Source organism: Sinorhizobium fredii NGR234 (assembly GCF_000018545.1).
Classification (GTDB): domain Bacteria; phylum Pseudomonadota; class Alphaproteobacteria; order Rhizobiales; family Rhizobiaceae; genus Sinorhizobium; species Sinorhizobium fredii_A.
Map to the genome: position 1 here is coordinate 422,535 of NC_012586.1, position 21,392 is coordinate 443,926.

The 21,392-nt window shown below is 60.0% G+C and carries 22 protein-coding genes and 1 pseudogene; 13 read left to right on the forward strand and 10 right to left on the reverse strand.

Annotated elements, in window-relative coordinates:
* Positions 1-32: 32 nt before the first annotated feature.
* The 12 genes and pseudogenes from NGR_RS02060 to NGR_RS02115 form a co-directional block, all read left to right on the forward strand.
* The gene (locus NGR_RS02060) at positions 33-461 is read left to right on the forward strand and encodes a nuclear transport factor 2 family protein (protein ID WP_164923810.1); all 429 of its coding nucleotides are present in this window, start codon (positions 33-35) and stop codon (positions 459-461) included.
* The gene (locus NGR_RS02065) at positions 458-1,276 is read left to right on the forward strand and encodes an SDR family oxidoreductase (RefSeq protein ID WP_012706483.1); all 819 of its coding nucleotides are present in this window, start codon (positions 458-460) and stop codon (positions 1,274-1,276) included. Before NGR_RS02060 ends, NGR_RS02065 begins: the two co-directional genes overlap by 4 nt.
* Positions 1,263-2,003, forward strand: coding sequence for an SDR family NAD(P)-dependent oxidoreductase (locus NGR_RS02070; RefSeq protein ID WP_012706484.1), 741 nt, complete (start codon positions 1,263-1,265; stop codon positions 2,001-2,003). The genes NGR_RS02065 and NGR_RS02070 overlap by 14 nt, the downstream gene beginning before the upstream one ends.
* Positions 1,954-3,084 (forward strand): sugar ABC transporter substrate-binding protein, encoded by a 1,131-nt coding sequence (locus NGR_RS02075; protein WP_164923811.1) that lies wholly within the window; start codon positions 1,954-1,956, stop codon positions 3,082-3,084. The genes NGR_RS02070 and NGR_RS02075 overlap by 50 nt, the downstream gene beginning before the upstream one ends.
* Complete coding sequence (locus NGR_RS02080; RefSeq protein WP_012706486.1) at positions 3,081-3,878, forward strand: SDR family NAD(P)-dependent oxidoreductase; 798 nt, start codon at positions 3,081-3,083, stop codon at positions 3,876-3,878. Before NGR_RS02075 ends, NGR_RS02080 begins: the two co-directional genes overlap by 4 nt.
* Positions 3,879-3,899: 21 nt before the next feature.
* Positions 3,900-4,961: a sugar ABC transporter substrate-binding protein gene (locus NGR_RS02085; RefSeq protein WP_012706487.1), complete on the forward strand. Its 1,062-nt coding sequence runs from the start codon at positions 3,900-3,902 to the stop codon at positions 4,959-4,961.
* A gap of 7 nt (positions 4,962-4,968) precedes the next feature.
* Entirely contained in the window at positions 4,969-5,316 is a 348-nt protein-coding gene (locus NGR_RS02090; protein ID WP_012706488.1) for a putative quinol monooxygenase, read from the forward strand.
* Between the two features lies 1 nt (position 5,317).
* On the forward strand, positions 5,318-6,355 hold the full coding sequence (locus NGR_RS02095; protein WP_012706489.1) for a sugar ABC transporter substrate-binding protein: 1,038 nt from the start codon (positions 5,318-5,320) through the stop codon (positions 6,353-6,355).
* Between the two features lie 30 nt (positions 6,356-6,385).
* On the forward strand, positions 6,386-7,924 hold the full coding sequence (locus NGR_RS02100) for a sugar ABC transporter ATP-binding protein (RefSeq protein WP_012706490.1): 1,539 nt from the start codon (positions 6,386-6,388) through the stop codon (positions 7,922-7,924).
* Positions 7,917-8,897 carry an ABC transporter permease gene (locus tag NGR_RS02105; protein WP_012706491.1) on the forward strand — a complete coding sequence of 327 codons (981 nt, stop codon included), beginning with the start codon at positions 7,917-7,919 and terminating at the stop codon, positions 8,895-8,897. The genes NGR_RS02100 and NGR_RS02105 overlap by 8 nt, the downstream gene beginning before the upstream one ends.
* 104 nt (positions 8,898-9,001) lie before the next feature.
* Positions 9,002-9,277, forward strand: a complete 276-nt coding sequence (locus NGR_RS02110) for a VOC family protein (RefSeq protein WP_164923812.1) — start codon at positions 9,002-9,004, stop codon at positions 9,275-9,277.
* A gap of 48 nt (positions 9,278-9,325) precedes the next feature.
* Positions 9,326-9,703 (forward strand): annotated as a pseudogene (locus NGR_RS02115) (histidinol dehydrogenase); the annotation flags it as partial.
* Between the two features lie 46 nt (positions 9,704-9,749).
* Here the strand turns inward: NGR_RS02115 and NGR_RS32765 are convergent.
* The 9 genes from NGR_RS32765 to NGR_RS02155 all read right to left on the reverse strand — a co-directional run bounded on the left by NGR_RS32765 (position 9,750) and on the right by NGR_RS02155 (position 18,817).
* Positions 9,750-10,310 carry a Gfo/Idh/MocA family oxidoreductase gene (locus NGR_RS32765; RefSeq protein WP_012706494.1) on the reverse strand — a complete coding sequence of 187 codons (561 nt, stop codon included), beginning with the start codon at positions 10,308-10,310 and terminating at the stop codon, positions 9,750-9,752.
* 242 nt (positions 10,311-10,552) lie between these two features.
* Entirely contained in the window at positions 10,553-10,876 is a 324-nt protein-coding gene (locus NGR_RS32770; RefSeq protein ID WP_012706495.1) for a Gfo/Idh/MocA family protein, read from the reverse strand.
* Positions 10,877-10,909: 33 nt separating this feature from the next.
* On the reverse strand, positions 10,910-11,647 hold the full coding sequence (locus tag NGR_RS02125; RefSeq protein ID WP_012706496.1) for an SDR family oxidoreductase: 738 nt from the start codon (positions 11,645-11,647) through the stop codon (positions 10,910-10,912).
* A gap of 26 nt (positions 11,648-11,673) precedes the next feature.
* Complete coding sequence (iolG, locus tag NGR_RS02130) at positions 11,674-12,681, reverse strand: inositol 2-dehydrogenase (protein ID WP_012706497.1); 1,008 nt, start codon at positions 12,679-12,681, stop codon at positions 11,674-11,676.
* Between the two features lie 11 nt (positions 12,682-12,692).
* Entirely contained in the window at positions 12,693-13,694 is a 1,002-nt protein-coding gene (locus NGR_RS02135; protein WP_012706498.1) for an ABC transporter permease, read from the reverse strand.
* Positions 13,691-15,208 carry a sugar ABC transporter ATP-binding protein gene (locus NGR_RS02140; protein WP_012706499.1) on the reverse strand — a complete coding sequence of 506 codons (1,518 nt, stop codon included), beginning with the start codon at positions 15,206-15,208 and terminating at the stop codon, positions 13,691-13,693. The genes NGR_RS02135 and NGR_RS02140 overlap by 4 nt, the downstream gene beginning before the upstream one ends.
* A complete protein-coding gene (locus NGR_RS02145) occupies positions 15,205-16,242 on the reverse strand; it encodes an ABC transporter permease (RefSeq protein ID WP_012706500.1) in 1,038 nt (345 codons plus the stop codon). The genes NGR_RS02140 and NGR_RS02145 overlap by 4 nt, the downstream gene beginning before the upstream one ends.
* Positions 16,243-16,255: 13 nt before the next feature.
* On the reverse strand, positions 16,256-17,320 hold the full coding sequence (locus tag NGR_RS02150) for a sugar ABC transporter substrate-binding protein (protein WP_012706501.1): 1,065 nt from the start codon (positions 17,318-17,320) through the stop codon (positions 16,256-16,258).
* A gap of 423 nt (positions 17,321-17,743) precedes the next feature.
* A complete protein-coding gene (locus NGR_RS02155; protein WP_012706502.1) occupies positions 17,744-18,817 on the reverse strand; it encodes a LacI family DNA-binding transcriptional regulator in 1,074 nt (357 codons plus the stop codon).
* Here NGR_RS02155 and hisD point away from each other — a divergent pair.
* Positions 18,816-20,126, forward strand: coding sequence for a histidinol dehydrogenase (gene hisD, locus NGR_RS02160; protein ID WP_012706503.1), 1,311 nt, complete (start codon positions 18,816-18,818; stop codon positions 20,124-20,126). The genes NGR_RS02155 and hisD overlap by 2 nt on opposite strands.
* An 8-nt stretch (positions 20,127-20,134) precedes the next feature.
* Here hisD and NGR_RS02165 read toward each other — a convergent pair whose 3' ends face one another.
* Positions 20,135-21,313 carry an IS110 family transposase gene (locus NGR_RS02165; protein ID WP_012706504.1) on the reverse strand — a complete coding sequence of 393 codons (1,179 nt, stop codon included), beginning with the start codon at positions 21,311-21,313 and terminating at the stop codon, positions 20,135-20,137.
* Between the last annotated feature and the right edge of the window lie 79 nt (positions 21,314-21,392).

The following is a 21,392-nucleotide window of genomic DNA, read 5'->3' on the forward strand; positions in this document are numbered from 1 at the left end:
GAGACAGAAGCAGCGAGCCGCAGAGAAGCACCATGAGCGGTGACAATCCCGCTTTCGCAACCCTGAAGCGGTTCTACGCTGCAGAGACGGTCTACCTCGCGCCCGGCGGCGGCGATTTCGGGCCGATTGCGGAGACACTGGATCCGGGCTGCGTGCTTTATCAGCCGGCCACTCTTCCCTATGGCGGCGAATGGCGCGGTCCGGAAGGTTTTCGGGCGTGGATGGAGGCCTTCGGCAGGGTCTGGTCGCACCTGGAAGTGCGCGATCCGCAGTTCTATCCGTCGGGCGATGAGGTCATCGTCAGCCGCTCCCATGTTCATGCCACGGTGCGTGCGACCGGGCAGGCCGTCGACTGGCCATTGATGCAATTCTTCCGCGTCCGCAACAACCGCATCGTCGAGCTGCGTCCTTTCTATTGGGATACGGCCGCCCTGCTTGCCGGCATCGGAGGCAGGTCATGAGCAAGCGTGAAGTGGTCATCGTCACCGGCGCGAGCTCCGGCATCGGCCGCGCCACCGCGGTCCATCTGGCTGAGTTCGGCTATGATGTCGGCCTGACCTTCGGGTCCAACGAGGCGGCAGGCGAGGAGACGGCACGCCGGGTGCGCGCCGCGGGAGGCCGCGCAGAAGTGCGACAGATGTCGCTTGGCGATCCCGCAAGCATAGAGCGGGCGTTGGGCGGACTGATCGAAGCCTTTCGGGGCGTTGCTGCCTTCGTCAACAATGCCGGCACCTTGGCCCTTGCGAGTTTCACCGACATCAGCCTCGCCGATTGGCGCGGCGTGATCGACGTCAACCTGACGGGCAGTTTCCTGGCCGGCCAACTCATCGCCCGCCACATGATCGAGACGAAAACGCCGGGCCGGATCGTCAACGTCTCATCGGTGCACGAGGCGGTGCCACTTCTGGGAGGGGCCGCCTACTGCACATCCAAGGCGGGCATTGGCATGCTGACCAAATGCATGGCGCTCGATCTTGCGCCGCATGGCATCCGCGTGAATGCCGTAGGTCCGGGAGAAACCGCGACCCCGATGATCGGTGTGGCCGAAGGCGAGGACATCATGGGTCGGCGCCGGCCCGAAACACCGCTCGGCCGCCCCGGCACACCGGGCGAAATGGCCGGCGCGATCGCCTATCTGCTGGCTCCGGAGGCGAGATTTACGACAGGCACAACGCTGTTCGTCGATGGGGGACTGACGCTGATGGCGGCGATCGGCAATCAGCGGACGATCATGGAATCGATGCGCCAAGGGGAGGTCACCAATGGGAATTCTTGACGGAAAAACAGCGATAGTAACGGGAGGAGCAGGCGGCGTCGGCTCGGCCGTTGCCTCTCTCTTTGCTCAGGAGGGAGCAAAGGTCGCGGTCTTCGACATGAAGGAGGACGGTCCGCAGGGCATCGATTTCTACCGCAAAGTGGATATTACCGATGAAGGCGCCGTCCGCGCGGCCGTGGCGACTGTCGTGGAGGTGCTCGGCCTGCCCGATGTGCTCGTCAATGCGGCAGCCATAGCTGGTACCGGCGCGCCCACCCACGAGGCAACGTCGGAGGATTTTGACCGCGTCTTCGCGATCAACGTCAAGGGCACGTTCCTGTGTACCAAGCACGTCATCGCCGGACTGCTTGCGACCGGTCGCCCCGGCAGCATTGTCAATATCTCATCGACCTACGGCGTCGTCGGGAACGCGGATATTCCACTCTATCACGGCACCAAGGCGGCCGTTCGTCTTCTGTCGAAATGCGACGCCGTCACCTATGCCGAGAAGGGCATCCGGTCAAACGCAATCATCCTGGGGTCGACCCGCACGGACATGACGGTCGCGGCCATGAAGGCGAGTCCGGAGGGCGAGGCCTATGTCCGTAATCTGATCGCTGCACATCCGATGAAGCGGCAGGCCGAACCGGTCGAGATCGCAAGGGTCATCGCGTTCCTGGCGTCCGATCTCGCCTCCTTTGTCACCGGCGCAGATATCCCAGTCGATGGCGGCTACACCGCTCAGTGATCGAAAAACAAAACATAGGGAGGAGAGAATGAAACTGAGGAACTATTTTGCGGCCCTTCTGGTGTCGATGGCAATTTTGCCGGGCAGTGTGCGGGCGCAGGAGGTCAGGATCGATGTCGGCGACGGCATCACGGTGCCGCTCAAAACTGAAGGGCCATTGAAGATCGCCTTTTTTTCCGAAGGCGCGAACAATTCAGCAATGCAGGCCAGTATCGACGGGGCAACACGGGCGGCCACGGAGCTCGGTTGGCAGATCGACGTCTTCGACGGGAAGTTCGACGCTGTCACGCAGCTGAACCAGCTTCAGAACGCGCTGACCAGGGGCTACGACGCATGGGTTCTGAAGGCCGTCGAAGGCAATACCATGTGCGAGATCGCGACGAAGGACGCACCCGCCAAAGGGATTGTAGTCGTGATCTCCGTTCTGTCGATCTGTGGGCGAGGTGCGAACGAAGGCGAGGCGCTCTGGTCGCCGGGTACGCTCGCCTATGTCGGCGGGGCAGAAACGCCGAAGGCCTTTTTCCAGGTCCTCGATCGCATGGGGCGAGAGAATCCAGGCCCACAGAAGCTCGGTGTCATCACTGGCCCGGAACTCAACCCGATCACCAAGAACCACGAGGCAGCGCTGCGGATGTTCGAGGCCAAGTATCCCGACGTCGAAGTGGTTGCTGTCGCGCGAACCGACTACTCGACGCCCTCAGCCTTGGAGAAGGCAGCGCCGATGGTGCAGGCCAATCCGGACATCACCCTTTATTACACCGCTTTTTCCAACCTTGCGAAGGGCCTGGTCCCGGTGCTCGAGCAGGCGGGCTTAATCGATAAGGCGAAAATATACGACAACGGCGCCACCGCATGGGCCGCGGGGGCGATCATGGAAGGCGCTGTAAAGCTGTCGAGCGCCAACCGGCTAGGTTCCAACGCCTACAACGCCGTGATGGCGATCGACCGCGCCAGGAAGGGTGAGAACCTTCCGCGTGCCATCGGCGATCTCGGAGAGCCGCTGGTCGACGGCACGCCTCCAACCGATCCCTATCTGATCGATTCCGCCAACGTGGCGTCCTATCAACCGGAGGTCGAATGAGCACCGTCGGCGCCTCCATCGTTTACAACGTGCCGGTCCATTCGATGATGTCGCTTGCCGGCAGGCGGGCGCTTGTCACCGGCGGCTCCGGCGGCATCGGTCGCGCCATCGTGGACGAGTTCCTGGACCTTGGCGCCGCGATCGGCGTGACGGATCTGGTCGCGCCGGAGGTTGATCTCGCTTCCGGAGCCGTCTTCTGCGCGGCCGACATCACCGACGAGACCGATGTGCAGCGCATGTTCGATACGCTCACCACGAGCCTCGACGGCGCGTTCGATATTCTGGTGAATTGCGCTGCGATCGCCGGGACAGGCCGACCGACACATCTCGCCTCTGCCGAGGACTTCGATCATGTCTTCGCCGTCAACGTGAAGGGCGCGTTTCTATGCGGCGGGCAGTTCATTGCCCGCTGCCTCGAACGCGATGCGGAAGGCGTCATCGTCAATGTCTCGTCGATCAACGGTGTGATCGGCAGTGCCGACATCCCGCTTTATCACGCGACCAAGGCGGCGCTGCAGCTTCTGTCGAAGTGCGATGCCATCACCTATGCGGACCGGAAAATCCGCTCGAACTGCGTGCTGCCAGGTTCGACGCGCACGGAGCTGACGCTTCGCGCGCAGGCGGAGAGCGATGATCCGGACGGTTATGTGCGCCGCCTGGTTCAGGCACATCCGATCGGCCGGCAGGCGCTGCCGGAGGAAATCGCAAGGGTCGTGGCCTTTCTCGCTTCGGATGCATCCGCCTTCGTGACGGGTGCCGATGTCGCGGCCGACGGCGGTTACACCGCTCAATAAGATCAAAGGAGGAGGTTAAACATGAGAAAATTCAAATCACTGAAGAGCTCCCTGTCAATCGCCAGCCTGCTCGCCGCACTGGCGGCTCCCGCAGCCGCAGAGGATGTCTCGATCGACGTTGGGACCGACAAGCCGATCGTCGTGCAGAAAGGCGCATTGAAGCGCATCGCGCTCTTCATCGAGATGGGAACCAACACCGCTGTCCAGTCGACGGTGACAGGCGCTCAGGAGGCCGCAGCGCTGCACAGCATCACTGTCGATGTCTTTGATGCGCGTTTCGACATCGGCCGGCAGGTGAACCAGATGCAGAATGCGCTGATCGGCGGCTATGACGCCTGGATCGTCGCGGCGATCGAGGGCGAGCAGGTGTGCAACATGGCCGCCAGCGAGGCGCCGAAGGCCGGCATTCCGGTGGCGGTGGTCACGATGGCGATCTGCGGCCGTTCGATCAACGAGGGCGAAGCGATGTGGTCGCCTGGCACACTCACCTATATCGGTGGGAACGAAAGCCCGAACTCCTTCGAGCGCGTGATGCAGCAGGCGGTGATCGACCATCCCGGACCGCAGAAGATCGCCGTGCTGACCGGTCAGCCGTTGCACCCGATCACGCTCGCCTTCGACAAGGCACTCAAGAAATTCCTTGCCGAGAACCCGCAGGTGACGCTGGCTGCCACCCATCGCACCGACTATTCGCCGGAAATGAACCAACAGAAGGTGCAGACCACTCTGCAGGCAACGCCAGATCTCGACGCTATCATCGGTGTCTACACCAATATGTCGAAGGGCGCAGTCCCGGCGCTGGAGGCGGCGGGATTACAAGGCAAGATTCGTCTCTACGAAGCAGGCGGTACGGTGTGGTCGGTCGATGCGCTGAAGTCCGGCGCCATCGCCGCCACTACCGGATACTACCGCGGCACTGCCGCCGAAACCGCCGTCGAAATGCTCGTCAAGGCCTTCAACGGCGAGCCCGTGCCACGCGCCGTCATGAACGACGGCCATGCGCTGATCCCCGGACAGTCGCCCGGCCAGGTCGGAATCGTCACGGTCGCCAATGTCGACCAGTACGTTCCTCAGTCCCCGTGAGGCCGCGATGACCAACACCACCGATCAAATCGTCCTCATCGTGGCCTTCGATCCCATGCCGGGGCGTAAGGAGGCCTTTCGCGAGCACCTGTTCGCGCTGGTGCGCGCGATGAGCAAGGAACCGCACTTCGTCAACACGATTGTGCATGACGATCTGAACCACGCCGACCGGCTCGTCCTCTACGAGATCTGGTCGGGAACCAGGGAGCGCTGGCTCCGGGAGGAGCCGCAGAAACCCTACCGCAAAACCTATGAAGAGGGCCTGCCGGGGCTGCTCGCCGACCGCATCGTGCAATGGATGGTGCCTGTGGCCGAGTGGGGCAGCAGCCTGACGGCGCATATCCAGGGAGAATGAGATGAAACACGCAGCAATTGCCGCCTTCCTCTTAGCAGCCGGCTCGGCCTCGGCCGAAGAGATCAAGGTCGATGTCGGCCTGGACAAGCCCGTCGTCATCGATACCGAACAGCCGCTGAAGCTCGCACTGTTCATCGAGATCGGCACGAACAGCGCGGTGCAGTCGACCATCACCGGCGTGGAAAAAATGGCCGCGAAATACGGCTTTTCCTATGACGTCTTCGATGCCCGCTTCGACGTGGCGCGCCAGATCAACCAGATGGAGACGGCCCTTTTCAACGGCTACAACGCCTGGATCGTCGTACCCGTAGAAGGAAGCCAGGTCTGCGACATGGTGACGAAGCGGGCGCCGGCTGAAAACGTTCTGGTCGCCCATGCCACCGGAACCGCCTGCGGCCGCTCGTCGATGGAGGGCGAAGATCTCTGGTCTCCCGGAACGCTGACCTATGTCGGCGGCAACGAGACGCCCGGCGCGTTCAAGGCCATTATGGAAAAGGCGGCGGCCGACAATCCCGGTCGCCAGAAGGTTGGCATCCTGACCGGTCCCAACCTGCACCCGATCACTGTGTCCTTCGACAAGGCGCTCGACGAGATCAAGAAAGAGTATCCGGACTTCGAAGTGGTCGCCCTCCATCGCACCGACTACTCGCCGCCCGACAATCAGATGAAAACGCAAACCATGCTGCAGGCCAATCCGGACCTCAGCATCATGGTCGGCGCCTACACCAACATGTCGAAGGGCGCTGTTCCTGCACTGGAAGCCGCAGGCAAACAGGGCCAGGTGAAGGTCTACGAGGCGGGCGGTACCGAATGGTCGGTGGAAGCGCTGAAGTCGGGCGCGATCCAGGCAACGACCGGCTTTTACCGGCAGACGGCCGCCGAGGCTGCCGCTCAGGCCATCCTCGATGCGCGGGCCGGCAAGAAGGTACCCCGAGTGATCCTCAACGACGGTCATGCACTGATCCCGGGTCAGGAGGCTGGAAAAGTGGGTCTTGTCACCCGCGACAACGTCGCCCAGTACACACCGGAATCACCGTGATTTCATGAGGGCCACGGAGGAGGAACGGACATGAGCACGCTTGCAGCACAAAGACCACCGGCCATACGCCTGCGCGGTGTGCGCAAGTCGTTCGGAATGGTGGAGGCACTGAAACCGGTCACGCTGGACGTTGAGGCTGGGAAAATTCACGCGCTTGTCGGCCAGAACGGCGCGGGAAAGTCGACCACGCTGGGCATTCTCGCCGGCCGCATCGCTGCGAGCGGCGGCGACATCGAGATCGGCGGCAGCAGGGTAGAACTCGGCGATCCGCGCCGGGCCCGCGCAGCCGGCGTGGTCGCCATCTACCAGGAGCTGACCATCGTTCCCGCGCTCTCCGCCGTTGCCAACGTTTTCCTTGGCCAGACCTATGCACGCCGGGGCCTATTGGCCGAGGCGGCCATGCGCCGCCGGTTCCATGAACTGACCGCCCGCCTCGGCGTGACGATATCTGCCGAGGCGGAGGCCCGCAGCCTGTCGGTCGCCGACCAGCAGACGCTCGAGATCCTGCGCGCGCTTGAGGCGAATGCACGCATCATCCTGTTCGATGAGCCTACGACCGCGCTCGCGCCGCCGGAGCGGGAGGCCCTCTTCAAGGTGATGCGGGATCTTCGTGCGGCGGGACATACGCTGATTTATGTCTCCCACAACCTCGACGAGGTGCTCGACATTTCCGACGCCATCAGCGTCTTCCGCAATGGCCGCCTCATCGAAACGCGTCCAAGACCGGATTGGACCAAATCGCGGCTCGTTGCCGCGATGCTGGGCGAGGACATGGGCGACATCTATCATCGCCGCCCCGCCGCCCGGCCGCTCGGCGGCCCGCCCGCCCTCAGCGTTCTCGGCTGTTCTCTGCCGGGCGCGATCGAAGGCATCGGGTTCAGCGTCAGGGCAGGGGAAGTGTTGGGTATCGGCGGTCTCGTTGGCTCGGGGCGCAGTAGTCTGCTGAGGGCCGTGGCCGGCCTCGAGCCGCAATCCAGCGGCTCCATGGAGATCGGCGGCAAGGCCGTTGAATGGCCACGCACGCCACGGGCGGCGCGGCGGCTCGGCATCGCCCTTGTGCCGGAGGATCGTAAGCATCAGGGGCTCGTGCTCGGTCTACCGGCCGCCGACAACGTGACGCTTCCCAATTTCGGCGCCGTCGCCCCGTTTGGGCTCATCAACAACCGGTATATGACCGATCGTTCAGCCGTCGCCACGCGCGCCTTCGGCTTCGACCCGCGCAGGTTGGCGGCGCCGGTCGGAACGCTTTCCGGCGGCAACCAGCAGAAAGTGCTGCTGGCGCGCTGGGCCTATGAACGGCCGAAGATCCTGCTTGTGGACGAACCCACGCGCGGTATCGACGTGGGTGCAAAGTCCGAGATCCTCAATTCCCTCCGCGCCTTCGCGGACCAGGGCCTCGCCGTCATCATCGTTTCCTCCGAGCTTGAAGAGATCTGCGCGCTTGCCGATCGAGTGGTCGTGCTCGCCGAAGGTCGGCTTGTCGATCACATCGATTCGAACCGCGCCGAACTCTCCGTCCATCTTGTCCTGAACAGCGCCTTCGGCGTGGAAAGGCACCATCATGACTGACTCTCTCGCAATCGCTGCTCAGCCCATCGCAACTGGCCGCAGGCACTTCGTCGACATCGCGCTACGTTACGGGCTGATTATCGTGCTTGTCGTCCTGGTCGCCGTCAGCCAGTTCCTGTATCCACGTTTTCTCGATCCGCAAAACATCAAGAATATTCTGAGCCAGAACGCGCCGCTCGGCATCGTAGCGGTCGGCATGACGCTCGTCATGATCACCCGTGGTTTCGATCTCTCGGTTGGCGCGAGCTACGCTGCCGGCGCGACCGTTTTTGCAAGCCTTGCAGTTGCCGGATGGTCCCTATGGTGGGCCGGCGCGGTGACGCTACTCATCGGCCTTGTGGCCGGCCTGATCAACGGGACGATCATCACGCGTATCAACGTCAATCCGTTCGTGGCAACGCTCGGCACCACCTCGGTCTTCAGCGGTCTCGCCTTGCTCTACTCGAATTCCTCGCCTTTCGTGGTCTCCGACAAGACCTTCGCCATGATCGGCCGCGGGAGTTTCCTCGACGTGCCGATCAGCATCTGGATCCTCGCTGCGGTGCTCGTCGTCGGCGAGCTCGTGCTGGCGCGTACCGTCTACGGCCGCTCCCTCTACGCGATCGGCGGCAATGACGAGGCGGCTCGCCTCGCCGGGCTTCCCACAGCGATGCTGCGTACTTCGACATATGTCATTTGCGGCGTGTGCGCCGCGCTCGGCGGCATGATCATCGCCTCGCGCCTTTCCATAGGGCAAGCGGATATCGGCACGTCGATGGCGCTCGATTCCATCGCCGTGGTGGTCATCGGCGGCACGTCACTGATGGGCGGCGAGGGATCCGTCTGGCGAAGCGCCATCGGCCTCATGATCGTTGCGGTGCTGACCAATCTTCTCGACAGTCTGGCGGTCGATTCCAACTACCAGCTCGTCATCAAGGGAACGATCGTGGTTGCCGCGGTCGCGCTCGACGCCTTCGCTCGGTCGCGCCGATGATCGCCGGCATCACCATGTCGCGGTCGCCGTCGACGATCTCGCCGCAGGCCTCGCCTTCTACGGGTTCTTCGGCTTGCGGGAGGCGCAACGGGCGGAACTGCCCGATGGCAGGCTGCTGGTCCTCCTGCGAGGGGACCGCCGTTGAGCTCGTCTGGTCGAATACGACGACCCGCTCCGTTCCGCTGCCGCTTCCCGACGATCTCCGGCGAACCGGTGTGAAGCACGTCGCATTCCAGTCGGACAATCTCGATGCGGATCTGGGGCGGTTGGCGGATCTGGGCATCCGGCCGGTCGTCGGTCCATCGCATTCGCCCTACGGGCTCCGCTTCGTATTTTTGAACGACCCGGCGGGAAACCGGGTCGAGATAATGGGCAACTAAGCCCCCCAACGACGCCGCATCGCCCCGATGCGGCCTGAAAGGAAAGAGATGAGCAAATTTCTCAAATCCGGCAAGGCTGCAGACGCCCGCGCCGAGGACGATGCCAAGGTGCGTGCGACGGTCGAGGGCATTCTAAGCGACATCGAGAGACGAGGCGATCTGGCGGTCCGTGACCTGTCGGAGAAATTCGACCGCTGGTCGCCCGAAAACTTCCGTCTTTCCGAGCAGGACATCGAGCGGCTGATCGGCGAGGTCCCTGCACAGGATCTCGCCGCCATCCGTTTCGCGCAGGACCAGGTGCGGCGCTTCGCCGAACACCAGAAGGCTGCGCTTCGCGACGTCGAAGTCGAGACCTTGCCGGGCGTCGTCCTCGGACACCGCAACATTCCAGTGAACTCGGTCGGCTGCTACGCGCCGGGCGGCAAATAATCGCTATGCCTTGCTATTCAAACGGCGCCAGAGGCGCCGCTTGTCAGAATGATGTTTGAAGGGTCTGTCGTTGCCCTGTGGCAGCGGACTTATAGGCCGCCTCGATTATCTCCACCACGTGACGCGCGTGTTCGGCCGTTGCCACGCTACGTTTCCCTTCGCGAACCCAATCAACAAGTTGCATGAGGTCAGCAAATACGTGCTGTTCGCCGATAGTCCGGTGGACACCCTCAACATTCGGCAGGATCCATTCGTTTCCTCCAAAGCCTGGCTGTGTGCCGCCATCCGGTGCAGTTACTGCAATCTCACGGCCTGGATAATCGAAATACTCGCCGTTGAGCTTAAGTCCCTCGATCTTGCCCTGCGTTCCGAAATAGGTGCCGCTGAAATCCAGTGAGTGTTTTACTGCACCAGCTGCCGTCCCATAGACCTTCGCGAACAGGCCACTACCAAAATCAAGCAGCAGCAAGGTATTGTCGTCGGCTTCAGTGGGAATAACCCGCTCGACAAACCGTCTTTCTGGAATCCTTACGCCCGAAAGTGCTGTCACGGCGCGGGCAGGCCCAAAAATTCCGGTCATGCCATGCAAGGCGTAGACTGTCATATCGAAGAGCGGGCCACCACCCTAGGATCAATCGGTGTCAGGCCTTTGCCAAGATCGCGCTCAGGCTCGTCTTCATGCTAGGACTCAAATGCTGCGCCCGCGATTGCCCAGGTGACATCGCCGATAACATGTTCTTCGATCATCTTCTTAACAGCGACGTTGTGTGGCCGCAGCATCTCACCCGGTGAAGAAACAATTCTCAGATCCTTCGTCCCCGCCAGTTCTATCAGTTTATCGGATTCCTAGGTTGTGACCGACATTGTTTTGTTAAAATGAACATGCTTGCCCGCGTTCAGGGCCTTCATACCCTGTTCGAAATGGAGGCCAATAGGCGACGCAATCGTAATAGCATCGACGTCGCCTCTTTCCAGAAAGTCGTCAAATGAACTGAATGCATGTGGCACGCCATACTCGTGTGCCGCATGCTCTACCCGGTCAGAGATCGGATCACACAGGGCCGTCAACTGGACGCGATCGGCTATGTCATCCTGGGCGAGATGCGGAATCAGTCCACGCAAGCTCACCGTCTCGCAGCCAACAACGCCGAACTTCAATGGTGCTTTCAAGGTTTTTACTCCCACTATCGGGTTTCTAGTAACTCAGAGCAGTGTCCGGCCGCCATTGACCGCGAGCTTCTGCCCTGTGATGAAGTCAGCTTTCTCGGATGCGAGGAAGACGACCATGTGAGCGATGTCCGCGGGAGTCCCGAAGTGCCCGGCCGGCGTACGGTCCAGATACCAGTCGATCCGCTCTTTCGGTGATTCTGCGTGCCTTTCGACCGGGATCCAACCTGGCGCAACAAGGTTCACCGTAATGCCTTCTGGCGCAAGTTCCTTTGCCCAAGAGCGGGTCATGGAAAGCATCGCACCCTTAGCCGAGGCGTAATTGCCAAAATAGGGATTTCCGAGCTCAGCGATCTCTGAGCCAATATTAATTACCCGGCCGGCTTTGCGTTCCCTCCAGTCGGGCAGCACTGCTTGGAGCATTTCAAGCGGCGCTTTGACGAAAAATTCAAGCTGATCAAGATAAGTGCGCCAGGACTGCTCCATCAGCGGCATCTCCGGCTGCGGTCCCGTTGCGTTGTTGACGATAAGATCCACGGGGCCAAGCGAGTTCTTAATTTCCTCGATGCCCCTCGTGATCTCAGACTGATCGATGACGCTAAACCTGGCTGCGTGTGCTCTTCCGCCGCCGTCACGGATCTTGGCGGCCACCGATTCTGCTCCGGCGGTGTCACTTGCGTAATTGACTGCGACAGCCCAACCCGCAGAGGCCAATTCCTGCGCCATCACCGCTCCGAGACCGCGTGACGCGCCTGTCACGAGTGCAACTTTCATATTGGATGTCCTTTCGTTTCTGAATGTCAGCCCAGAGTCACGGTTTGCCCTGTGCGTGCAGATTGTTCAGCCGCGTAAGCGATCTGCAGCGCTTTCACTCCGTCGGCTACGCCCGGAGAGATTGTGCGGCCCTCCCATAGAGCACTGATGAAATAATCTAGCTCGGCATTGTATGCGTTGGCGTAGCGCTCAAGGAAAAACGGCTCAGGATTGGATTTCCAGGTACCCGAAGCACCCATTTGGGTAACGCCGTTCTGTAGGCGATTAGCAAGTTTCAACATACCCAGCTCTCCCAGAACTTCCACTCGCTGGTCGTAGCCATAGGCGGCGCGCCAGGAATTGTTGATGGAGACAATAGCACCGGATGGCATCGTCATCGTCACAACGACCGTGTCCGGCAATTTGGCTTCCTTCATAGCCACGGTGGTGAGGGCGGACGCTGTTGCGTGTACCGAAATCGGCTCTTCACCCGTCAACCATCGGGCGACATCGATATCGTGGATCGTGGTTTCTCGAAAAACTCCACCTGACTTCACGACGTAATCGATGGGCGGCGGAGAAGGATCGCGGCTTGTGAGAATCGCAAGCTCGACGGCACCTATCTCGCCGCCGCGCAGACGACTGGCCAACGCAACGAAATCCGGATCGAAACGGCGATTGAACGCCAACAGAAAAGGCAGCTTTGTGGCCTCGACCACCTTTGCGACCGACTGTACGGCTTCCAGATCTCGTGCCAAAGGCTTTTCGCAGAAGATCGCCTTGCGCGCGGCCACACTCCGTAGGATCAGGTGTGGATGAGAATCCGCAGCACTGGCTATGACCACCGCGTCAACATCTTCGTCATCGAACACGGCATCCTCTTCAAGGACACGCACACCGTGTTCAGCAGCTAGCCGCTCGGCGCTCGGAAGATGCGCATCGACGATACCGGCAAGACATGCATCGGAGCGCCGCACCAGAGTTGCGGCGTGGATGGCGCCCATACGACCTGCACCGAAGACGGCCACACGCAGGTGCGATTGCTTTGTGAACATATCGTTCGACTTCACTTTATGATGCCGATTTTTTCACGGTCGATGGTCAGCGCGACCGATACCAGCACCATTATGCCGAACAGAATATTCTGAAAGGCGGGATTGAGACCTAGCATGACGGTTCCGAGGCGCACCATCACCGCGATCAATCCACCTATGAGTGCGCAGCCTACGCCTCCAACACCGCCAGAAATCGCGTTACCACCAACCACAACCCCAACAATTGCCGGCAGGAGATAGTTATTGGCCATGGCAGGTGAACTGTATCCGGTCTGACTGAGAAACATCAAACCTGCGCCCGCGGCAAAAAACGACGACAGCGCGAAGGCAATTGCCTTGACTGGTCCGACCTTGACGCCGGCGACCAATGCTGCTCGTTCGGAGCTCCCAACCGCGAATAAATCTCGACCAAGTCGTGTAAAACGCAGCGTTAGGCTGAGACCAACAGCACAGAGCACTGCGACAACCAGGCCGTGGGGGACGCCCGCTGTCTTTGCTCCAAGGAACGGTATGATGAGAGACGAGCCGAGGGGTGCAGCAGTCGCCTGGGTTATATAATGGGCAGTTCCATAGAGAACCCCCAGCGTGCCAAAACTCACCACAAATGACGGTATTTGTGCGCGATGATGAATGACGCCCTGTAAGTAGCCGATAAAAGCCGCGAGACTCAGCACCACGACGATACCCAGATCGCCTGTCGTCGGCGAGATGATCACCAAGAGAACGGCAGAGAACGACGCCATTGTCGCCACCGACAAATCGATACCGCCAATCAGGATGACGACTGCAGAGCCCACCACGAGCATCAATAGCGGTGCGGCATCGGTTGCGACTGCTGTAAGCGCCCGCAGAGATAGGAAACGAGGTTGAAAGAAGGTGATGACCGCGCAGATAAGCAATAGCGTGACAAGCGGCACGACAAGCATACGCAGCAGTCTACGCGAGGAGATCCGCTTGAATTCTGACTTGCGTTCCCTTGAATTATAGCTAGTCGCCATTTGAATAAAGTTCATACCATAGCCTCCACTATAGCCTCAGGCGCCGGTTTCGCATGGAAGAGATCGGAGAACGTGGCAGAGACTTGTCCATCACGCATGACGACGATCGTATCGGCCATTCCTAAGGTTTCCTCCAGCGTTTCCGACACAAATAGAATCGATATTCCCTGATCTGAGAGATCACGTATTGCTTCGAACAAATCGGCCTTTGCACCGGGATCAAGTCCGCGGGTTGGATGATCGAGTATCAGTAACTGCAAGTTTTCTGACAGGAGCCATTTCGCCAGCGACACCTTCTGCTGGTTCCCGCCGCTTAACCTCTCGACATATTCGGCCGCGTTCGGAGTTTTTACCTTGAGGCGCGCGATCCAGTGAAGCGCCGAGCTGATTTCACGATCTCTGTCGATAAACAGTCCCTTCCCAAGTTTGCTTCCGAATGACAGTACGATGTTGTCAACAATGGTTCGCCCGGTAACCACTCCCTCAAGCTTTCGTTCTGCAGCGACATAGCCGATACCCTCCGCGATTAAGTCACTGGGACGCGCATCAACAGGATGTTCCTTGCCATTGAAGATGATTTTGCCCGTGACGCCCTCTTCGAGCCCGAAAAGAGCGCGGCAGAATTCTTCGGCGCCGGACCCGGCAACACCTGTTAGAGCCAGTATCTCACCTTGGCGGATGGCAAAGGAAACATCCTTAAAAGCCCCGGGCGCCGATAGTCTATGGGTTTCGAGCCGCGGCGGCGCTGCGCTCGTAGGGCGGCGGCGCTCCTCGAGAAAGTAGTCCTCGGATCGACGCGAACCGACCATCAGGTGATAGAGTTCCTTGTGATCTGTTTCCGACGGAGTGCGTTCGGCAACGTTTTCCCCATTGCTCATGACGTGAACGCGGTCGGAGATTTCAAGGACTTCGTCCATGCGATGCGAAACAAATACGATAGATGCGCGCTCTTTGAGCCGCCGGATCTGCCGAAAAAGCCCCTCAATTTCAGATGGGCTGAGAAGGGACGTCGGCTCGTCGAAAAGGATGACGAGTTGGTCGTCAATTAACTCTTCAACAGCGAGGACCTTTGCGAATTCCACAAGCTGTCGTTCCGGGAAGCTGAGCTTTTCCACTTTGAGGTCCGGTGGAATTTCGCATTCAAGCTTCGCAAGCTGGCGCTCAGCGGCCTTGTTCAGGCTCCTCCAGTTGTAGAAACCATACCGTTTGCCAAGTGCGTGCTTGTCGAAGAAGATGTTTTCGGCGACCGTCAGGTTTGTAATCAATGATTGTTCCTGATGCACCATGCCGATGCCGAGGGCGGCCGCTGCAAGAGGAGAGCGGATGATAGTTTGCTGACCCCTCAGCAGCAGCGAGCCTTCCGTTGGTTGTTCGACGCCAGTGAAAATCTTCAGTAGCGTCGACTTTCCAGAGCCGTTCTGGCCGATCAGGCCGAGGATCTCATTTTCCCGCAACTCCATCGAGACGTCAGCTAGCGCTCGAACACCAGGATAGCTTTTCGAAACATGTCTTGCAGCTAGGACACTCATTTAACCACCCTCGTCCGTGCGCGAAGTTGCCAGTTTCCAACGACCAGCGCGGCGATGATTATGATTCCTTCAACCACATGCCGCAGATATGGATCGACGCCGAGTTGAACCATGCCATTGCGGAGCACCTCGAGGATCAGAACGCCGTTGACGGAGTGAAGAACCCCCCCTTTTCCCCCACTCAAAAGCGTACCACCGATCACCGCGGCGCTAATGGTCGGAAACAGAAACCCTTGACCTGCACTGGGGTTGCCGACTGCAAGCTGGGCGGAAATCATCGCACCACCCATACCAGCGAGAACGCCCATAAATGAGAAAGCCAAAATCTTATGCAGCCTCACAGAGTTGCCAGAGAGACGTGTCGTCTTCTCGTCGATACCAATAGCGAAAGACATGCGGCCAAATTGAGAGTAATTTTGAAGTACAACACCAATTGTTGCCACTACAAAAGCGATACACACCAGGAATGATAGTCCGAACGGCTTATAGATGGCCAACATCGTAATTCGACCATCAAGTATTTCTGGCTGCCTACCTGGAAAGAGCAGTGTTGCGACACCAAGACCGATGAACCAAGTTGCCAAGGTCACGATCAACGAGGGCAAGCGGAGGTAAGTGTAGAGAAGGCCGTTAGAAAGTCCGAACGCCAGACCAAACACAGGGCCAGCGGCGATAGCAAGCCAACCATAGTCGAAGGTCGTGATAGAATTGGCGATGAGAAGCGCGACTGCCATGCTTGACGCGGCCATCACACCTTCTATCGAAAGGTCAATCGAGCCTTGAACAATAATAAACGTGATCCCCACGGCAAGCACTACAGGAATAGCCGCAGATTCCAGGATAGCTTGCACATTGGACATCGAGAAAAACTGCGCCGAAAGAATTGAAAAAGCCAAAGCCAATACGACAAGTGTAAATGCTGGCCCGAGTTCTTTTATGTTGATTTTCATTGCCTTTTCCGTGGTGCCAGAAAATAGTCGCCCCTCGTCGTAACGAGGGGCGATGCTGGCGGCAGTGCTTGGGAGTTGTGCCATCAGCCTGAACCTTTTATTTGTTGGCTCCAGCCGGAATCTGACCAACGGAGGCTGCCCAGAAGTTCCCCTTGAGCGCGTCGTAAGAAAACTGCGACGCATCCTTCTTTGAGTTTAGAACGGACGCCGCGTTGTCTTTTGTGACAAGCGTCTGAGACAGGAAGAAATCACGCTGATCCTGCTTCAATTCGTCCATCTTGATATCACCTTTGACGGCGGCGGCGGCGAGCGCGACGGCATAGGCGCCTTGGACATAACCGTCGATATGCATCGTCGATAGCATCTCGCCCTTTTCAATGAGCTTTATCACGTCACTTGAGCCGTCGGACCCTGTAACCAGGATCTTGCCAACCAAACCCTTCTCACGAAGAGCAGCGACTGCCCCCAGCGCCATGCCGTCGTTAGCGGAGAAAATGCCGTTGAGTTCATCGCCATACTTCGCGAGCCAAGCTCTAGTAATTGACTGACCTTGGGTCTGATCCCAATTACCTACCTGTGTGTCCAACAGCTTCAAGCCCGGGCACTCCTGCAGCGCCTTGTGAAGCCCTGCAATGCGCTGCTTTGCTGGCGGGTTGTCGGGGATACCGTTCAGGGCGACAATATTACCCTTTCCTCCCAGCGCGTTGCAGAGGGCCATACCGTTCTGGTAACCGGAGTCCACTCCATCGAATGAAATGTTTGCGATCCAAGTGTTGGGCACGGTGTCCCAGGGGTGGATTTCGTCGGGCCGGTTCCACAGGTTTACGTATTTAGCACCGGCAGTGTCAGCACGCTCAATCATCGCTTTGGTGAATGCGTTGGATGCGGGGTCGACGGTGACGACGCAATCCTCACAGCCGGCGGCAAATACTGCGCCGAATTGCTCCAGGAGTTTCTGCCCATCGAATTCACTCGGAATGACGTTCACGTCTTTGCCTAGCGACGATGCTACGGCCTTTGCCCCTTCGATGTAGGCGGCCCAGTATTCGCTGGACGCGCTACCGACGCCCAAGTAAACGTCGCCGACATCATTCGCGTGCGCTGAAGCTGCAAGCGCCAAAGCCGCCACGCTCGATACGAGCGCCATCGTAAGTTTCCTCATTGATAATCCTCCTGTGAGGCTCCTTCTCCCAAGGAGCAATTTGTTCTCTCATAAAATGCATAGCAATGCAACAGTGGAATTACTCTAAAGATGAAGCTTGTGACTTTGACCTACGCGGTGCGGAAGGCCGATAGCTGGCGTCTGGAACAAGGATTTAAACGAATTCAACGGCTTTGGAGCTGATTGGGGCTAAAAAGAGTTTCACCCAAACCTCGCGAATAGATCATGGGATAATGTGCAACGCTATGCATCAGCTTTGAGGAGCGTCTAGCTGATTCTGTCAAGAATGACGTTTGGCGAGTGTGGTCCTGATCGACCCGATTAGAGATATTGTTTGCATGCGTAGTCTCGTGCTAGGCGCATATGAAAGCCGCGAGGTACTTGCAAAACTGGAGGAGCGCCGACAAGTTTTAGGATCTCAAATCAAGCGCTGTCACGACGAATTAACAGACCCGAGAACATCCTGGTAATGCCATCGTCGCCCGGTTTGATCGCCGGATCGACGATGAGACTGAGCGCTTCCTGCACCATGCGCTCGACAGGCTGGCGGATCGTGGTCAGTCGGTACGCATTCCAGGAGGCCATCGGAATGTCGTCGAACCCAACGACGGCAACATCCTCGGGGACCCGGATGCCACGTTGGCGTGCCACGTCGATCAGTGCGAGGGCCATGATATCGTTGCAGCAGAAGATGGCATCCGGCGGGTCGTTCGCCGACATCAGCGTTTCGCCGGCACGGTAGCCGCGCTGGTAGTCGAACTCGCCGGATGTCTGCGCGTGGATCGACAGGCCGGCTTCCGCGAGCACATCGCGAAAACCGCGCAAGCGCTCCGCATGTGTCGAGGTGTTGGCAATCCCTCCGATAAAGCCGATTTTGCGGCGGCCGCGGTCCAGCAGGATACGGCCGGCATCGCGGCCGCCCTGGTAATTGTCGCAGGCAACAGCGTTGATGCGGATGTCGCGCTGCACCCGGTTCAGAAGCACCACCTTTATCTGGTGTTGTCGGCAGGCGCGCGTCATCCTTGAGGTCAGCTGTGCTGAGGTGACGATAATGGCTGACGGGCGCGACGCCAGGACCTGGTCGGTGGCCAGGTCGACATTGGCGTGTGCCGGAAGCGCGTAGACGATCAATTGCCGGCCGCTTTCCTGCAGACTGTGGGCCAGCGTGTCAACGACCGTTGGATAAAACGGGTTCAGCAGATCTCCCGATACCAAGGTGATGGTTCCGGCCGCAATCACATTGGCCGTCCGTCGCGCGGGGCTGACATAGCCGATCTCTTCGGCGGCGGCGAGAATGCGCTTTTTCTTCCCTGCCTCGATCGGTGCGCCCGGCGAGAAGGCTCGCGAGACTGCCGCCACAGAAACCCCCGCTGCGTGGGCGACCTGCTTTGCCGTCGGCTTCATCCGCAACTCCATTGAAAGTTTTTCACTCAAGCGATGAAAACTTGCAATCACCTCATAGCACCATATCCTCGCCATCGAAAGGGAGACATCCATGGCCATTACCTATCTTAAGCGCGGAAAGCCTGAAGCGGCCCGCTCCGAAGACGACGCCAAGGTCCGCACGACCGTTGAAGGCATTCTCAAGGACATCGAAACCCGTGGCGACGCCGCGGTGCGCGAGCTTTCAGAGAAGTTCGACAGATATTCGCCCCCGTCTTTCCGCCTCAGCGAAGGCGAGATCGAGGTGCTGATGAACAAAGTGTCGGCGCGCGACATGGAAGACATCAGGTTCGCCCAGAGGCAGGTTCGCACCTTCGCCCAGGCGCAGCGCGATTCCATGCGGAACATCGAGGTTGAAACGCTTCCCGGCGTCATCCTCGGCCACCGCAACATCCCGGTCCAGTCGGTCGGCTGCTATATCCCCGGCGGCAAGTTCCCGATGGTCGCTTCAGCCCATATGTCGGTCGCAACGGCCTCCGTCGCCGGCGTACCGCGCATCATCGCCGCGACGCCGCCGTTCAAGGGCGAGCCGAACCCGGCGGTCATTGCCGCGATGAAGCTCGGCGGCGCCCACGAAATCTACGTCATGGGCGGCATCCAGGCGATCGGCGCCATGGCGATCGGCACGGAGACGATCAAGCCGGTCGACATGCTCGTTGGTCCCGGCAATGCCTTCGTCGCCGAGGCCAAGCGTCAGCTCTATGGCCGAGTAGGCATCGACCTCTTTGCCGGCCCGACGGAGACCATGGTGATCGCCGACGACACGGTCGACGCCGAGATCTGCGCGACGGACCTGCTCGGCCAGGCCGAGCATGGCTACAATTCGCCGGCCGTGCTGCTGACCAACAGCCGGAAGCTGGCGGATGCCACCTTGGTCGAGATTGACCGCCTTCTTTCGATCCTGCCTACTGCCGACACGGCAAGACGCAGCTGGGAAGACTATGGCGAAATCATCGTCTGCCATACGCATAAGGAAATGCTGGAGGTCGCCAATGACATCGCTTCCGAGCATGTGCAGGTCATGACCGATCGCGACGACTGGTACCTGCAGAACATGCACAGCTACGGCGCGCTCTTTCTCGGCGCCCGCACCAATGTCGCCAATGGCGACAAGGTCATCGGTACCAACCACACCCTGCCGACCAAGAAGGCCGGACGCTATACCGGCGGTCTCTGGGTCGGGAAATATCTCAAGACCCACAGCTACCAGAAGGTCTTGACGGACGAGGCGGCGGCGTTGATCGGCGCTTACGGTTCGCGGCTGTGCATGCTCGAAGGCTTCGTTGGCCACGCCGAACAGTGCAACGTGCGCGTCCGCCGTTATGGGGGCCGCAACGTGGGTTACGGGCAGGCGGCTGAGTAATGCGCAAGTCAAGCGGCTTTTTGAGTTGGATCGAAGGTTTGCCTGGTCCGGAGCATTGTCCACAGGACGGTGACGCGTCGGCGGGCCAAGGCGATGATGGCCTGGGTGTGATGTTTTCCCTCTCGCCGTTTTCGGTCGTAGAAGGCTTTGGAGAGCGGGTCTCTGGTAGAGACGGCGCAGAAGGCACTCTGGAAGAATACCCGCTTGAGGGCCTTGTCGCCGCCAAATGCGCGGCGCCAGTTCCTGGATTTTCCGGATTGGCGGATGACGGGGGTCAGGCCTGCGGCGCTGGCCAGGGCGTCGGCCGAGTGGAATCGCTCGATGGTGCCGATGTTGGCGATGAGTTCTGCCGACAGCACAGCCCCCATCCCCGGCAGCGAGCGGATGAGGGCGCCGTCAGGGTGGCGCTCGAGCAGGGCCTCCAAGTCGCGGTCGATGCGGGCGATCGCCTCGCGCGCCCGCAGGGCCTCAGCGGCGAGCTCGCGGATCATGTCGGCGAAGCTGGCCTCGCCGGGAACGGCGATGCTCTGGCCCTCGGCGGCTTCGAGGGCGCGTTGGGCCAGTGCCTCGACGGCGTGCAGGTGAGGTGTTCGCTTGAGATGCGCCATGAGCCGTTTGAGGCCGGCCCGGCGGATCTCGGTCGGCGTGACGTAGCGGGTGACAAGGACGAGCGGTCCCTTGGCCGTCAGGTCGAGCCGGCGTTCGAGGCCGGGGTGGATAGCGCCCAGGAGCTGGCGCATGCGGGAGATGCGGCGCGTCTGGTCGTCGCTGAGTTCGCGGCGTCGCGTGACTTTGAGGCGCAGTGCGATGGCGGTCTCGTCGTCTGGCAGGATCGGGCGCAGATCACGCGTCCGGACCAGCTCGGCGATGGTGCGCGCATCGCGCGGGTCGGACTTGCTCTCTCCGCCGGGAAAGCCCTGTCCGGCCCGGTTGACGGCGATGCCGGGCACATGGACGAGACGCAACCCCTCGGCCAGGAGGATGGCCTCCAGGAAGCGCGCCAGCGATCCGGTGATGTCCAGCCCTACCACGACATCGCCGCCGAGGCCGCGCAGGTCGGCGACGAAGCGCTCGATCGCGGCCTGATCGTTATCGACCGCGCGGTCGAGCAGAACCTGCGCGCGCGCATCGAGAGCGCAGGCCCAATGGGTTTCCTTGGCAACATCTATTCCAACGTAAATCTCCATGACCTCGCATGACGTGGCGACCGCGCAGGCCCGGACACGCCGACATCGCCTTACATAGCCATCGCGGGCATCGAGCAAT